Genomic DNA, 15,243 nt, shown 5'->3' on the forward strand with positions numbered 1-15,243 from the left:
TCCGGGGGCGACGGGCAGTCGCGCGCGGTCGCGCATTCGCGCTCCCGGCCCGAGGCAAGGCCTCGGGCCGACGTGTCCCGGGGGGGGGGTCGGGCCGCCGTGGCGTCGACGGTCTGGGGGGCGACGGGCGTTCGCGCTCCCGGCCGGAGGCAGGGCCTCGGGCCGAAGTGTCCGTCGGGCCGTCGGGCCGCCGTGGCGTCGACGGTCTGGGGGCGACGGGCGTTCGCGCTCCCGTCCGGAGGCAGGGCCTCGGGCCGACGTGTCCGGCGGGGGTGTCAGGCCGCCGTGATGTCGGCGGTCAGGGGGTGACGGGCGTTCGCGCTCCCGTCCGGAGGCAGGGCCTCGGGCCGACGTATCCGGTGGGGGTGTCAGGCCGCGGTGATGTCGGCGGTCAGGGGGTGACGGGCGTTTGCGCCCCCGGCCCCGGGGCAGCGCGCCTCGCCGAAGGCTTACGCCCCGGCGAGAGTCAGCCCCTCCACCCGCACCGTCGGGCTGTCCGTCCCACGGCGGAACTGCAGGTCGTCGGCGGGGGTCAGGTTCAGGAACATGTCCTTCAGGTTCCCGGCGATCGTCACCTCGCTGACCGGCTCGGCCAATTGGCCGTTGCGGATCATGTAGCCCGCCGCGCCGCGGCTGTAGTCGCCGGTCACGCCGTTCACGCCCATGCCGATCATCTCGGTGACGTAGAGCCCTTCCGCGATGTCGGCCATCAGTTCCGCCGGGGTCAGCGGGCCGGGCTCGAGCCACAGATTGGTCGGCCCCGGCCCCGGCGGGCCGCCCGTGCCGCGGCTGGCATGGCCGGTGGAGGCCAGGCCGAGCTGCCGCGCCGAGCGCCAGTCCAGCAGCCAGGTGGTCAGCACGCCGTTCTCGACGATGGCGCGGCCCTCGCCGGGCATCCCCTCCCCGTCGAAGGGGCGGGATCGCAGCCCGCGCCGGCGCAGCGGGTCGTCCCGCACCGTCAGCCCGGCCGCGAGCACCTGCTGCCCCATGCGGTCCTTCAGGAACGACGTCCCGCGCGCCACCGCCGCCCCGTTGATGGCGCCTACCAGGTGGCCGAGCAGGCTGCCCGCCACCCGCGGATCGAAGACCACCGGGATGCGCGCGGTCTTCGGCCGCGTCGGGTTGAGCCGGCGCACCGCCTGTTCCCCCGCACGCCGGCCGATGGCCACCGGATCGTCGAGATCCCCGAGATGCACGGCCGAGGACCAGTCATAGTCCCGCTCCATCCTCGTGCCCGACCCGGCCAGGGCGGTGGCCATGATGGAATGGGAGGTCCGCGCATAGGTCCCGGCGAAGCCGTTGGAGCCGGCCAGCGCGATGTCGTACCGGCCCCAGCCGGCATCCGCGCCTTCGCTGTTCGTCACGCCGGGGACCGCGAGCGCCGCCTCCTCGGCCGCCGCGGCGCGGGCGAGCAGTTCCTCGGCGGAGGGTTCCGCCGTGTCGGTCAGGTCGAGGTCGCGCGGCGGGGTGGCCACGGCCTGCGGCAGGCCGGCGAAGGGGTCCTCCGGCACCACGCGCGCCATGGCGACGGCGCGCTCCGCCAGGGCCACGAAGCCCTTCGGATCGGGATCGGTGGAGGAGACGATCGCCTGGCGCTGGCCGATGAAGACCCGAAGGCCGAGGTCGAAGCCCTCGGAACGCTCGAGCTGCTCGATCTGGCCAAGACGCCGCTTCACGGAGAGCGAGGCGGAGGCGACGAGCAGCGCATCGGCGGCATCGGCGCCGGCACGCCTCGCGGCGGCGATGAGATCCTGAAGGGCGGCGAGACGGTCCATCCGTGATTCCCCTTGGGCGGGATGAAGGTCGGGGGAGGAGAACCTCCCCCTATCCCCCTCCCTTCCTTGTCTTCTTGGGAACTGACAGCGGAAGTCGGTTCCCAAGCGACAAAGAAGGTTGAGGGGGGTCCGGAGGGAGAAGTTCCCTTCTCCCCCCGCCTCACGCCGCCAGCTTCTCCATGATCGCGTCCACCGACGGCACATGCTCCGCCGGCCCCATCGCCGCCAGCGTCGGACGCGCGCGGAACATCGCCGCCGCCGCCTGCTGCACCTGCTCCACGGTGACGGCCGCGATCTTCGCCTTGGTTTCCTCGACCGGGATGACGCGGCCAAAGACCTGGAGCTGCCGCGCGAGCTGTTCGCAGCGGCTGCCCGTGCTTTCCAGCGACATCAGCAGCGACGCGCGGAGCTGCGCCTTGGCGCGGGCGAGTTCCTCCTCCGTCACGTCGCGCTGCACCGCGCACAACGCCTCGATCGTCACGGGCATCAGTTCGCCCGCTTCCTTCTCACCGGTGCCCGCGTAGATCTGGAACAGCCCGTGATCCCGGAAGGGCGAGGCGAAGGAGTAGATCGAATAGACCAGCCCGCGCTTTTCCCGGATTTCCTGGAACAGTCGCGACGACATGCCGCCGCCGAGCAGCGTGGACAGAAGCTGCGTCGGGTAGTGCATCGGGTCGCCATGCTTCACCGACGGGAAGCCGAGCACGATGTGGACCTGGTCGAGGTCGCGCCCCTCGCGGAATTCTCCGCCGCCGTAGCGCGACGGCTCGGGCGTGTTCGCCGCGGTCTGCGGCAGGTCGGCGAAGTGCTGCTGCACCAGGGCGAGCAACGCATCGTGCTCCACCGCGCCGGCGGCGGCGACGACCATCGCCTCCGGCCCGTAATGGGTGCGCATGTAGCCGGTCAGCGCATCGCGGCTCATTGCCTTGATCGTGCCCTCGGTGCCGAGGACGGGGCGGCCCATCGCCTGCGACGGGTACGCCGTCTCCTGGAAATGGTCGAAGACGATGTCGTCGGGCGTGTCGTTGGCCTGGCCGATCTCCTGCAGGATCACGCCGCGCTCGCGCTCGATTTCCTCGGGCACGAAGGTGGAATGCGTCAGGATGTCGCCGATGATGTCCACGGCGAGCGCCGTGTCCTCCTTCAGCACCTTGGCGTAGAAGGCGGTCTGCTCGCGCGCGGTGTAGGCATTGAGGTGCCCGCCCACGTTCTCGATCTCGCGTGAGATCGCCGCCGCGTCGCGCCGCGCCGTCCCCTTGAAGGCCATGTGCTCGAGGAAGTGGGAGACGCCGTTCACCTCCGGCGCCTCGTGCCGCGTGCCGGCCGCCACATAGGCGCCGACCGAGACGGTCTCGACGCGCGGCATGGTCTCGGAGACGACAGTCAGGCCACTGGGCAGGCGGGTGACGCGGACGGCATCGTTCTGGGGCAAGGGCGGGGTCCTGGCGGTTTGGTCGTCGGGTATCACGCCCTATGTAGCCCGTCCCCCACGCTTGTGCATGGGGGCTGGCCGCACCTTCGGGCCGCGCCCCCCTGGCCGTGGCCTCGGAGACCGTTTGGGAATGCCTGCGCCGGCCCGCATCCCCGCCCGGCCACCCAACGACAGTATCCTGGATGGGTGGCCGGGAGCGGGCCGTGCCGGACTTGAGAATGTGCCATCCGGCGCATTCTCAAGCGGTCTCTCAGCCCTCGGCGTTGCGGCGGGCGTGGGCGCGCACCGCCGTCTCGATCTTGTCGAGTTCGTTCGGCAGGACCACGAAGCGTTCCTCCCGCTGATAAAGGTCCGCGAGCCGCGCGGGCAGCGGCGGGCGCAGGCCCGTCGCGCGTTCCACCGCATCCGGGAACTTCGCCGGATGCGCCGTGGCGGCGACCACCACCGGGATGGCCTTGTCCTGCGGCGCCAGCGCCCGCGCCGCCGCGGTGCCCACCGCCGTGTGCGGGTCCGCGAGGTAGCCCGCCGCGGTCCAGAGGTGCCGGATCTCCTTCAGCGTCCCGGCATCGTCCAGGGTGAAGCCGCGGAACAGCGAGGTCGCCTGCCGCCAGGCCGCATCCGGCACGGGCATGCGTCCCTCGGTCCGGAAGCGCGTCATGGCCTCCGCCGTCGCCCTGGCGTCGCGGCCGAGCAGTTCGAAGAGCAGCCGCTCGAAGTTCGACGAGACCTGGATGTCCATGGACGGCGAGAGGGAGGGCTCGACCGGCTGCGCGCTCATGTCGTTGGCGGCGAGGAAGCGCGCCAGGATGTCGTTGCGGTTGGAGCCGATTATGAAGTGGCTGATCGGCAGCCCCATCCGCCGCGCCACCCAGGCCGCGAGCACATTGCCGAAATTGCCGGTGGGTACGCTGACCGCGATGTCGCGATCCGGCGCGCCCAGCGCGAGCGCCGCCGCGGCGTAGTACGGCACCTGCGCCGCGATGCGCGCCCAGTTGATGGAGTTCACGGCCGAGAGCCGCATCTCGGCCCGGAACGGCGCGTCGTTGAACATCGCCTTCACCAGGTCCTGGCAGGCGTCGAAGTCGCCCTGGACCGCGATGTTCTTCACGTTCGGCGCCAGCACCGTCGTCATCTGCCGGCGCTGCACCTCCGAGGTGCGGTTCTCCGGGTGCAGGATCACGATGTCCACGGCCGAGCGGTCGCGGCAGGCCTCGATGGCGGCGGAACCCGTGTCGCCCGAGGTCGCGCCCACGATCGTCACCCGCTCCCCGCGCTTTTCCAGCACGTGGTCGAACATGCGCCCGAGCAGTTGCAGCGCCATGTCCTTGAAGGCGAGCGTCGGGCCGTGGAACAGCTCGAGCGCAAAGGTCCGGTGGTCGATCTGCACCAGCGGCACCACCGCCGGATGGCCGAAGCCCGCATAGGCGTCGCGGCACATCGCCTCCAGCGGCAGGCCGGAGGCGCCGAACAGGCCGATGATCCGCGCGGCGAGGGCCGGATAATCCAGTCCGCGCATCGCCCGCCACTCGGCGGTGGAGAGCACCGGCCATTCCTCCGGCACGAAGAGCCCGCCATCCTCGGCAAGCCCCGCCAGCAGGACGGATTCGAAGTCGCGCGGGGCGGCCTGCCCGCGGGTGGAGACGTAGCGCATGGGACGGAGTGATACAGACCCAGCCGGCACGCGGCGAGGGGCATCCGCCGCATTGCGCGCCGGAGCCGCCTTTCCTAGTGTCCTGCCCACCCCGTTCGCCGGCGACGGGAGCGGAACGGCAGGCCACTGAAGACAAAGCCTGGTGGCCTGGACCCCAAGTCCGCAGGACTTCGGAAGTCAGGACGCCAGCATCCCCAAGCGTCCGGAGCCGCACCGACAGGCCCCGCAGGAACCCGCCCGATGCACATCGCCCTGCTGGGGAATTGCCAGGTGCCGCTGATCGCCGAAGCGCTGCGGCGGGGCAGCCCGCGGCTCCATGTGGAGGCGATACGGGAGATCCACCTGCTCGGCCCGGCCGATGAGCCGGAGGCGCTGGCGCGGCTGGCTCGGGCGGATGTCGTCCTTTGCCAGCGGGTCACCCACCACTTCACCGATGCCCGCGGCATCCCCGGCCTCAGCACCACGGCCCTGGCGAAACGCTTCCCGGGCCGCGTGGTCACCTTCCCGAACCTTTATTTCGGCGGCTATGCGCCGGATGTCCGGCATCTCCTGACCGATGGCCTCCAGCCGATCGGCGGGCCGCTCGGCGACTACCACATCGGCCAGGTGCTCGACGCATACCGCCGAGGCGACACGGCCGCCACGGCAGCGGTCCGCCTGGACGGCGAGGAACTCCTGGCTGCCGCCCCCGACCCCTTCGCCATCGCCCTCGAACAGATCCGGGCGCGGGAGAAGGACACCGACGTCGTCATCAGCGACGTCATCAGGCGCATCATGCGCAGCGGCCGGCATTTCCACACGCCGAACCATCCGTCCAACCTGCTGCTCCTCTGGATGGCGATGCGTCTCGCCCAGGCGGCGCGGCTGGATTTCGACCCCGGCACGGCGGGACCGCTGCCGACGGCGCTCGACCAGATCGATCTGCCGGCCTATCCGGCCATCCTTCGCCGCTACGGCATGGCGCCGGACGCCGGCGCGGCCTATCGCGGCGTCAGTGTCATCGAGGCGGCAGCCGGCCGGGTTCGGTACAGCGGCACGCAGACCTACGACGCAGCCCAGCTCACCGAAGCGTTCTACCGCGTCTATGATGCGCTCGATGCGCTTCCGCCAGGCTGACGGGGTGCGGCGCAACCGTCAGGCAAGGTAGCGCGCCCGCAGGTGATCCGTGAAGTCCTGCGGATCGAGCGGCTTGCCCGTCGCCGCCCGCAGCAGGTCCTGGAAGCCGAGGAAGGACCCCTTGGCGTGGACATTCGTCCGCAGCCAGGACAGCAGCGGCGCCATGTCACCTTCCGCCAGCGCAGAATCGAGGCCCGGCTCGGCGACGCGCGCCGCCTTCATCAGCTGCGCCGCCGCCATCGCGCCCAGGGTGTAGGAAGGGAAATAGCCGAACGCGCCGTCGTGCCAATGGATGTCCTGCAGGCAGCCCCTGGCGTCGTCCGGGGGCGTGATGCCGAGCATCTTCCGCATCGCCTCGTTCCAGGCGCCGGGCAGGTCGGCAACCTCGAGCGTGCCGCCGATCAACGCGCGTTCCAGCCGGAAGCGCAGGATGACATGGGCGGGATAGGTGATCTCGTCGGCATCGACGCGGATGAAGCCGCGCTCCACGTGCCGCCACAGCCGGGCCAGGTTCTCCGCGGCATAGGGCGCGGCCGGGCCGCCGAAGGCCGCACGCAACTCGCCCCCGAGGAAGCCCAGGAAGGCGTCCGAGCGGCAGGTCTGCATCTCGACGATCAGCGACTGGGATTCATGCGCCGCCATGCCGGCGGCATCACCCACGGGCTGGCGCGCCCAGGCGGCGGGGAGGCCGCGCTCGTACAGGGCGTGGCCGGTCTCGTGCACCACGCCGAGCAGCGCCTTGGAGAGATCGTGCTCGTCGTAGAAGGTGGTCAGGCGCACATCGGCCGGCGTGCCGCCGCAGAAGGGATGCAGGGATTCGTCGAGCCGCGCGTGCTCGTAGTCGAGCCCGATGCGCTCCGAGAGGCGGCGGCAGAGGCTGCGCTGCACCTCCACCGGGAAGGGCCCGGGCAGCGGGGTGGCAGGGGGCCGCGCGGCCTGGATCGCCTCGGCACGCGGCAGGGCCTCGGCGAGGAAGGCCTCGTAGGCGGCGAAGACCGGCTCGACATCGGCGGCGGTGATGCCGCGCTGGTAGCCTTCCATCAGCGCGTCATAGGGGTCCATGGACAGCGCGGCACCGAGCGCCTGGGCCTGTTCGCGCTGGAGGCGGACCACCTCGGCCAGGGCCGGGCGGACCAGGGCGAAGTCGGCGCGCGCCTTGGCCTCGCGCCAGATCTTCTCGCAGGCCGAATTGGCGCGCGTGGTCGCTTCCACGAGTTCCGTCGGCAGCGCGGTCGCGCGGGCATGGGCGCGTTCCATCAGCGCCAGGTTGGCCTGTTCCCACTCGCCCTCGGGGCGGGCGATCTCGAGATCCTCCTCGACCACCGGCGCGGTGAGCAGTTCATGCGCCAGGCCGGCCAGGGCGGCGAGTTGCTCGCCCCGCGATTCGCCGCCGCCCGGCGGCATCATGGTCGAGGCGTCCCAGTGCAGCATGGCGGCCGCCTCACCCAGCGCGGCGATGCGCGCGAAGCGGGCCTTCAGGCGGTCATAGGCGGCGTTGTGCATGTCCCTCTCAATCCTTCAGCCGCCGCCGCGCCCAGACGAGGAAGACCCCGGCCAGCGCGGCCGCGAGGCCATACCAGGTGACGGCATAACCCAGATGATTGTTGGTGGGGCGGGGCAGCGCGCGGTCGGGTTCGGGCAGGCCGCGCGCCTCCCCCAGCGCCACCAGGGCGAAGGGGGCGAGGCCCGGCACGCCCAGCGCCGCGCCGATCGCCGCCGGGTCGAGGGTCTGGAAGTGCCGCCCCGGCACGTCGTCCCGCGCGGAGAAGAACCCGGCGGTCTCGCCGGGCCTGATCCAGCCGGCGACGCTGACGGTGCCTTCCGGCCGGTCCACCGGCGCGCTGCGCTGCAACGGCACCCAGCCGCGATCGACCAACAGGGGCGGAGCACCGTCGCGCAGCAGCGGCGTCAACAGCCGCGCGCCGAGCGTGGTGCCGCGAAGTTCCAGGCCGAGCAGGGCTTCGTGGGCATGGTCGAAGCGGCCGGTGGCCTCGACCTTGGCGAAAGGCTCCGGGCGACCGGCGAGCGGTGTGGCGGGCCCGGCCTCGGCCGCGGCGATGCGGGCGAGGATGTCGTTCTTCCAGGCGAGGCGCTTGGCCTGCCAGGTGCCGAGGCCGAGCAGCACCGCCAGAGCCGACAGCGTGACAAGGAGGGGCAGGAGCAACCGGCGCGCGCCGCGGGGGGTGGCCATGGCGGCGGGCTATAGGGGCTGGCGCTTCCGGCCGGAAGGGCCAGGGCGACGAGGCTGAGCCGCCGCCACCCGAGTCGCTGCCGCAGGCGCCGGCCAGGACACGACCGTCACGACCCCCGCCCTGTCGGCAGGCGCCGGCACCGCCTTGCCACGGACGGCATCCAGCCCGGCCCACCCATCGCCGGGTTTGAGCCCGGGTGGCCGGACGGCCGCCAACCTCCGGGGAAACGAACCACGACGGAGCCATCGGCTGCGGCCGGGGCGGTGTCGGGATTGCGCTTCATGGAACCTCTCGCGACCGGCCTGCCGACGTCAGGTCGCACCGTGCCGATGCCGCCATTGCAGCGCGACGAGCGCCGCCTTGGCCACACGCATCGCCACGACCGAGAACGGCAGCACCATCGCCGGCCACAGCACGGCATGGACCCAGAGCGGCGGCTCGAAGCGCGTATCGACCCAGAGCGCCAGGCCCACCGTGACCGCGCCGATGACGAAGATGCCCGCCACCGCCGGCCCGTCACCGGCGTCGTGCGAGCGGAGATCGAGGCCGCAGGACTCGCAGGTGTCGCGCACGTCGAGCACGCCGCGGAACAGCGCGCCCTTGCCGCAGCGCGGGCAGCGGCCAAGCAGGATCGCGGTCACGAGGGAAGCGCCATCAGCCACCGGAAACCTCCATGCCCAGGCCGCCGGGAGGCTCGCCCGGCAGCAGCCGCCCGTTCTGAACGAAAGCGGCCGGGCCCAAGGGCCCGGCCGGATGCACGACTGGATCGAGCTGCTCCCATCCGCCGGCAGCGCCGGGTCCGAGCGCCGAGGACATGGCCCGCCCAGCGCCCGCGGCACGCGCGGTCAGTGATGCGCGATCTCGCCCGCGCCCCACCAGTAGATGCAGATGAAGAGGAACATCCACACCACGTCGACGAAGTGCCAGTACCAGGCCGCGGCCTCGAAGCCGAAGTGCTTCTCCGGCGTGAAGTGGCCGCGGGTGGCGCGGATCAGGCAGACGAAAAGGAAGCAGGTGCCGACGATCACGTGGAAGCCGTGGAAGCCGGTGGCGAGGAAGAACACCGAGGAATAGATGCCCCCGCCCGCGAAGGGGAACGGCGACATCGAGTATTCCCAGGCCTGCAGGCTGGTGAAGGTGACGCCCAGCAGCACCGTCAGCGTCAGGCCCGTGATCAGCGACTTGCGGTCGTTCTGGATCAGCGCCGCATGCGCCCAGGTCACCGTGCAGCCCGAGAGCAGCAGGATCATGGTGTTCAGGAAGGGCAGGCCCCACGGGTCGAAGGTGAGGATGCCGCGCGGCGGCCAGATCGCCGGGGCGGCGGCGCCCGAGACGTGCTCCGGATACAGCGCGAAATGGAAATAGGCCCAGAAGAAGGCGACGAAGAACATCACCTCGGACGCGATGAACAGCGTCATGCCGTAGCGCAGGCCGATGCGCACGATCGGCGAGTGCAGGCCGGGCGTCCCGCTCTCCTTCACCACGTCGCGCCACCAGAAGAACATGGTGGAGAGCGTCATCAGCACGCCGAGCCAGAACACCCAGCTGATACCCGAATGGGCCCAGAGCACGATGCCGAGGACGAGCGCGCCGCCGCCGAAGGCGCCAACCAGCGGCCACGGCGAGGGATCCACCAGGTGGTACGGGTGCTTGTAGGGCGATGCGCCGTTGCCGTGCGCTTCAGTGGTGCTGGCCATCGTAATTCCTGGACCTAAGGGCGCGCGGACAGGCCGGCTGGGCCCCGCGCATCGCCGCGCATCAATCCCGAAAACGCCTGTCGGATCAAGCCCGGGCGGGCGAAAGAAGCGCCTTGGACCGTGGGTGCAACCAGGGCGCCACGCTGGCGCCGGCCGCGCAAGGGACCAAACGCCACGCGCCCGCGGCGTCGGGCCGCGCGAAACCGGCCGCGCCAGGATCGAACCCCGGTGCGGAGGGTGTCAGTTGGCCCGGGCCGCACCGGCGCGGCCGACATGCGGCCCGGCGTTGGCCAGCGAGCCGGCACGCTGCGCGTCCTCGATCGTGCGGAAGAAGGTGTAGGACAGCGTGATGGTGGTGACGTCCCGCGTATTGGGGTCCTCGGCGATGCGCGGATCGACCCAGAAGGAAACCGGCATGTCCACCCGCTGCCCGGCGGCCAGGGTCTGCTCGTCGAAGCAGAAGCAGGCGACCTTGTGGAAGTAGCGGCCGACCTTCTCCGGCGTCACGTTGTAGACCGAGATGCCGGTGACCGGCGTCTCCGCCTGGTTGGCGGCGGAGTAGAAGGCGAGCCCTTCCTCCCCCAACCGCACGTTCATGGCGGCCTGGTCGGGCTGGAAGCGCCAGGGCAAGCCACGGTCGGTCTGCGCGGCGAAGCGCACGGTGATGGTGCCGTCGGTCGCCCCGGGTGCCGCCAGGCCACGCTGCACCGTGCCGTTGTAGCCGGTGACGCGGCAGAACAGGTCGTAGAGCGGCACCGCGGCGAAGGACACGCCGACCATCCCCGCCGCCACCGCGGCGAAGCCGATCCCCAACCGCCTGTTGCGGCGCCGGAGCGCCTCATGCCGCGTCCTGTCCATGGGCCTCATCTGCGCCTCGCAGTGGCTTCGCGCAAGGTTCAGCCGCGCAGGATCCGCGCCATGCCGACGAAGTAGATCAGCACGACAAGCGCCAGAAGCACCACGAGCAGGGCAATGTTGCGGCCGCGCCGCCGCTTCTCGAAGACCGCGCGTTGTTCGGGCGTCACGGCACGAGCAGCAGTCGGTCGATCGCCAGGGCGGCGAAGAGGGTGGCGAGATAGGTCAGCGAGAAGCGGAAGCATGCCTTGGCGGGCGCATCCCTGGTCAGGCTGCGGCCGGCCTCGTCCTGCGCATCCCGCAGCACCGCATAGGCATGGCGGAGGAACAGCAGCCCGAGCAGCACCGCGACCCCGGCATAGGCCGGGCCCGAGAAGCCGACGATCCAGGGCGCGAGGCCGAGCGGGGCGAGCACCACGGTATAGATCATGATCTGGCGGCGCGTCTCCCGCGCCCCGGCGGTCACCGGCAGCATCGGCACGCCGGCGCGCGCGTAGTCATCGTGCGCCCATAGCGCCAGCGCCCAGAAATGCGGCGGCGTCCAGACGAAGATGATGGCGAAGAGGAGGAGCGGCACCAACGTGACGTCGCCGGTCACCGCCGCCCAGCCGATCACCGGCGGGAAGGCGCCGGCGGCGCCGCCGATGACGATGTTCTGCGGCGTCCGCCGCTTCAGCCACATGGTGTAGACGAAGACGTAGAAGGCGATGGACAGCGCAAGCACCACCGCCGCCGCGACATTCGTCGCCATCCACATGACGGTGACCGAGGCGACCGCGAGCCAGACGCCGAAGACGAGTGCCGCCCTCGGCGCGATGCGGCCGTCGGGGATGGGCCGCTTGGCCGTCCGGCGCATGACCGCGTCGATGTCGCGGTCGTACCACATGTTGATCGCGCCGGCGGCACCGGCGGCCACTGCGATGCAGAGGATGGCCGTCATCGCCAGCACGGGGTGCATGGACCCCGCGCCCGGTGCCACCAGCAGGCCGACCAGGCCGGAGAAGACCACGAGCGTCATCACCCGCGGCTTCAGCAGCGCGATCCAGTCGCGGACCTCAGACATATCGGCGGAAGCAGGAAGGGGGGCTGCGCCCCCCTGTCCCCTTTCCATGGCGGTGTCGCTCATGGTCCCTCCGTTGACCGCTCGCCCTACCGGACGCGCGGCAGTTCGTCGAAGGTGTGGAACGGCGGCGGCGAGGGAACCTGCCACTCGAGCGTGGTCGCGCCGGCGCCCCACTGGTTGGCCGGCACCTTCTCGGTCGAACGGAAGGTCAGCCACACCACGTAGAGGAACAGCAGGAACGACGCGGCCGAGATGTAGGACCCCACGGAAGCGACGAAGTTCCAGGCCGTCAGCGCCTCCGGGTAGTCCGGATAGCGGCGCGGCATGCCCTGGTTGCCCGAGAAGTGCATCGGGAAGAAGGTCAGGTTCACGCCGATGAAGGTGAGCCAGAAGTGCACCTTCCCCCAGAACTCGGGGTACTGCTTACCCGTCATCTTGCCGATCCAATAGTAGAAGCCGGCATAGATGGTGAACACCGCACCCAGGCTGAGCACGTAGTGGAAGTGCGCCACCACGTAGTAGGTGTTGTGCAGGATCTGCGTCAGCGGGGCATTGGCCAGCACCACGCCGGTCACGCCGCCCACCGTGAACAGGAAGATGAAGCCGATGGAGAACAGCATCGGCGTCTTCAGGTCGATGGACCCGCCCCACATGGTGGCGATCCAGGAGAAGATCTTGATGCCCGTCGGCACGGCGATGACCATCGTCGCGGCCATGAAGTAGGCGCGCGTGTCCACGTCGATGCCCGACTGGAACATGTGGTGCGCCCACACGATGAAGCCGACGAAGCCGATCGCCACCATGGCATAGGCCATGCCGAGGTAGCCGAAGACCGGCTTGCGGCTGAAGGTCGAGATCACGTGGCTGACGATGCCGAAGCCCGGCAGGATCATGATGTAGACTTCGGGGTGACCGAAGAACCAGAACAGGTGCTGGAACAGCACCGGGTCGCCGCCGCCTTCCGGCTTGAAGAAGGCCGTGCCGAAGTTGCGGTCGGTGATCAGCATGGTGATGGCACCCGCCAGCACCGGCACCGCGACCAGCAGCAGGAAGGCGGTGACGAGCATCGACCACACGAACAGCGGCATCTTGTGCAGCGTCATGCCCGGCGCGCGCATGTTCAGGATGGTGGTGATGAAGTTCACCGCGCCCAGGATCGAGGACGCGCCCGCGAGGTGCAGCGCGAACAGGCCCAGGTCCATCGCCATGGAGGGATGGAACTGGTTGCTCGACAGCGGCGGATAGATCGTCCAGCCCGCGCCCGGCCCCTCGCCGATGAACATCGAGGCGACCATCAGCATGAAGGCCGGTACCAGCAGCCAGAAGCTGATGTTGTTCATGCGCGGGAAGGCCATGTCCGGCGCGCCGATCATGAGCGGCACGAACCAGTTGCCGAACCCGCCGATCAGCGCGGGCATGACCACGAAGAACACCATGATCAGGCCGTGCGCCGAGACCATCGCGTTCCACATCTGCCCATCGGCGAAGATCTGCATCCCCGGCTGCTGGAGCTCCATCCGCATGAGCACCGAGATCCCGACGCCGATCAGCGCCGCGAACACGGAGAACATGATGTAGAGCGTCCCGATGTCCTTGTGGTTCGTCGAGAACAGCCAGCGGCGCACGAAGCCGGGCTTGTGGTCGTGGTGGTCGTCGTGATGCGCGTCGGTTGCGGTCGCCATCGTCTGTCCCTTTCGGCCGCGACTCAGTCGCGCGCCTGAGCGATCTGCACGGTGCCCTGGGCGGCGGCCACGGCCGGCGCCGCCGGCTCGTCGGCGCGCGCGAAGCGCGTACGCGCCTGGGCCACCCAGGTGTCGAATTCGGTGCGGCTCACGGCGCGCACCGCGATCGGCATGAACCAGTGGTTGGTCCCGCAGATCTGGTTGCACTGGCCGTAGAACACGCCCTCGCGGTCGGCACGCATCCACGTCTCGAGCGCGCGGCCCGGGATCGTGTACCTCTGGATGCCAAGCGCCGGCACGAAGAAGGAATGGATCACGTCGTAGCCGGTCGTGATCACGCGCACATTGGCGCCGACCGGGATCACCAGCTCGTTGTCCACCGCGAGGCGGTAGAGGTGGCGCTGGTCAGCCGGCAGATCGCTCTCGGCGATCGGGTAGCTGTCGAAGTTGAAGTTGCCGTGGTCCGGGTAGGTGTAGTTCCAGTACCACTGGCGCCCCTGCACGCTGATCGTGATGTCGGCGTTCGGCGTGCGGTCCTGGTAGTAGATCAGCCGGAAGGACGGGATCGCGATCACCACGAGGATGAGCACGGGCACCACCGTCCAGGCCACTTCCAGCAGCGTGTGGTGGCTGGTGGTGGACGGGTTCGGATTCGCCTCGGCGCGATAGCGCCACACGCACCAGGCCAGCAGCAGCATCACCAGGATCGTGATGGCCACGATGATGCTGAACACCAGCGTGTTGAAGTCGTGGATGGCCTCCTTGATCGGCCCGGCCGCTTCCTGCAGCCCCATGCCCCAGGCATGCGGCATGCCGACCATGCCCTCGGCCCGTGCCGGCGCCGCCGCCATCGCCGCGACCATGGCGGCAAGGCCGCCCATCGCACCCCCGAAGCGCTTCCCGTCGCTCACCCGCATCACCATTCCCCGTGCGCGTCGGCCGCGCAGCCCCAAGAAATCATCGCTTCTCGCGCCCGCCGGCCGCCACGCCGGGCACGGCACGCGCACGCCGCCCCCCGTCTCGGAAGCGCGCCGCGCGCGGACCATAGTCGCGGCACCCCGCACCGCACAAGTGAGCACCCCCCGGAGCCCAGCAATCCTGCGCCAGCGGAACGGTCCGCACGCCTGGATCGGGAAGGCCGTTGCCACCCCCGTTCATGGCGCTTCCCGTTGCCGTCCCGTTGCGCGCGCATCCCACCGGGGTCGCGCGCGCCGTCAGCGCGGGATGACGACCACGGAACGGTCGGTCCGCGCCCAGCCCGGCCAGCCGAGCCAGCGCTCGACCCCGACCACCGCGAAGGCCGCCGCGACCGCCACCAGGATCACCGCGACATGCGCGCGCGACGGCGGCCGGCGGAACCAGATCGCCGCCTGGACCAGGATGCGCGAGACGGGGTCCATCGATCAGCCGCCGAGGGCGCGCAGGACGATGCCCTCGGTCAGGATCTGCGGCAGCACCTCAGGCGCGCCACCGCCTGCCGGATAGAGGAGGTAGAGCGGCACCCCGTCCCGCCCATGGGCGCGCAGCAGGGCGCCGATCGCCGGATCGCCGCCCGTCCAGTCGGCCTTGAGGTAGGCGACGCTGCGGGCGGCGAAGGCGGCGCGGACGGCCTCGCTGCGCAGGGCGACGCGTTCGTTCACCTGGCAGGTGATGCACCAGGCGGCGGTCGCATTGACGAAGACGGCGTGGCCCTCGGCGCGCAGGGCGGCGACGCGCGATTCGGACCAGGCCTCGGCGCCCGGGCCGGGCTCGGCGGCGGCGGCCGGGGCGGCGGCGATGC

The 15,243-nt window shown here is 70.7% G+C and carries 15 protein-coding genes; 1 reads left to right on the forward strand and 14 read right to left on the reverse strand.

What is annotated here, in order from left to right; genetic code table 11:
- Nucleotides 1-449: 449 nt before the first annotated feature.
- The 3 genes from GXW76_RS18485 to thrC all read right to left on the reverse strand — a co-directional run bounded on the left by GXW76_RS18485 (nt 450) and on the right by thrC (nt 4,858).
- On the reverse strand, nt 450-1,775 hold the full coding sequence (locus tag GXW76_RS18485; protein WP_211863574.1) for a TldD/PmbA family protein: 1,326 nt from the start codon (nt 1,773-1,775) through the stop codon (nt 450-452).
- Nucleotides 1,776-1,935: 160 nt separating this feature from the next.
- Entirely contained in the window at nt 1,936-3,207 is a 1,272-nt protein-coding gene (locus GXW76_RS18490; protein ID WP_272876099.1) for a M16 family metallopeptidase, read from the reverse strand.
- A 250-nt stretch (nt 3,208-3,457) separates the two neighbouring features.
- Entirely contained in the window at nt 3,458-4,858 is a 1,401-nt protein-coding gene (gene thrC / locus GXW76_RS18495) for a threonine synthase (protein ID WP_211863575.1), read from the reverse strand.
- Between the two features lie 240 nt (nt 4,859-5,098).
- Here thrC and GXW76_RS18500 point away from each other — a divergent pair, with 240 nt between their 5' ends.
- Entirely contained in the window at nt 5,099-5,974 is an 876-nt protein-coding gene (locus tag GXW76_RS18500) for a WcbI family polysaccharide biosynthesis putative acetyltransferase (protein WP_211863576.1), read from the forward strand.
- 18 nt (nt 5,975-5,992) lie between these two features.
- Here GXW76_RS18500 and GXW76_RS18505 read toward each other — a convergent pair whose 3' ends face one another.
- The 11 genes from GXW76_RS18505 to GXW76_RS18550 form a co-directional block, all read right to left on the reverse strand.
- Nucleotides 5,993-7,477 (reverse strand): carboxypeptidase M32, encoded by a 1,485-nt coding sequence (locus GXW76_RS18505; RefSeq protein WP_211863577.1) that lies wholly within the window; start codon nt 7,475-7,477, stop codon nt 5,993-5,995.
- A gap of 7 nt (nt 7,478-7,484) precedes the next feature.
- Nucleotides 7,485-8,138 (reverse strand): SURF1 family protein, encoded by a 654-nt coding sequence (locus GXW76_RS18510; protein ID WP_246514500.1) that lies wholly within the window; start codon nt 8,136-8,138, stop codon nt 7,485-7,487.
- Nucleotides 8,139-8,477: 339 nt separating this feature from the next.
- A complete protein-coding gene (locus tag GXW76_RS18515) occupies nt 8,478-8,828 on the reverse strand; it encodes a DUF983 domain-containing protein (protein WP_338150992.1) in 351 nt (116 codons plus the stop codon).
- Between the two features lie 183 nt (nt 8,829-9,011).
- Nucleotides 9,012-9,863 (reverse strand): cytochrome c oxidase subunit 3, encoded by an 852-nt coding sequence (locus tag GXW76_RS18520; RefSeq protein WP_211863579.1) that lies wholly within the window; start codon nt 9,861-9,863, stop codon nt 9,012-9,014.
- Nucleotides 9,864-10,103: 240 nt separating this feature from the next.
- Nucleotides 10,104-10,721 (reverse strand): cytochrome c oxidase assembly protein, encoded by a 618-nt coding sequence (locus GXW76_RS18525; RefSeq protein ID WP_211863580.1) that lies wholly within the window; start codon nt 10,719-10,721, stop codon nt 10,104-10,106.
- Nucleotides 10,722-10,759: 38 nt separating this feature from the next.
- On the reverse strand, nt 10,760-10,888 hold the full coding sequence (locus tag GXW76_RS26035; protein WP_272876100.1) for a hypothetical protein: 129 nt from the start codon (nt 10,886-10,888) through the stop codon (nt 10,760-10,762).
- Nucleotides 10,885-11,844 (reverse strand): heme o synthase, encoded by a 960-nt coding sequence (locus GXW76_RS18530; RefSeq protein ID WP_211863581.1) that lies wholly within the window; start codon nt 11,842-11,844, stop codon nt 10,885-10,887. Before GXW76_RS18530 ends, GXW76_RS26035 begins: the two co-directional genes overlap by 4 nt.
- Before the next feature lie 23 nt (nt 11,845-11,867).
- Nucleotides 11,868-13,463 (reverse strand): cytochrome c oxidase subunit I, encoded by a 1,596-nt coding sequence (ctaD, locus tag GXW76_RS18535; protein ID WP_211863582.1) that lies wholly within the window; start codon nt 13,461-13,463, stop codon nt 11,868-11,870.
- Between the two features lie 23 nt (nt 13,464-13,486).
- A complete protein-coding gene (gene coxB, locus GXW76_RS18540; RefSeq protein WP_211863583.1) occupies nt 13,487-14,380 on the reverse strand; it encodes a cytochrome c oxidase subunit II in 894 nt (297 codons plus the stop codon).
- A 297-nt stretch (nt 14,381-14,677) separates the two neighbouring features.
- On the reverse strand, nt 14,678-14,863 hold the full coding sequence (locus GXW76_RS18545; protein ID WP_211863584.1) for a hypothetical protein: 186 nt from the start codon (nt 14,861-14,863) through the stop codon (nt 14,678-14,680).
- Nucleotides 14,864-14,866: 3 nt separating this feature from the next.
- Nucleotides 14,867-15,243: thioredoxin family protein (locus tag GXW76_RS18550; RefSeq protein WP_211863585.1), on the reverse strand; the 377-nt coding region annotated here is incomplete at its 5' end.

Source organism: Neoroseomonas soli (assembly GCF_018129065.1).
Lineage (GTDB): Bacteria > Pseudomonadota > Alphaproteobacteria > Acetobacterales > Acetobacteraceae > Neoroseomonas > Neoroseomonas soli.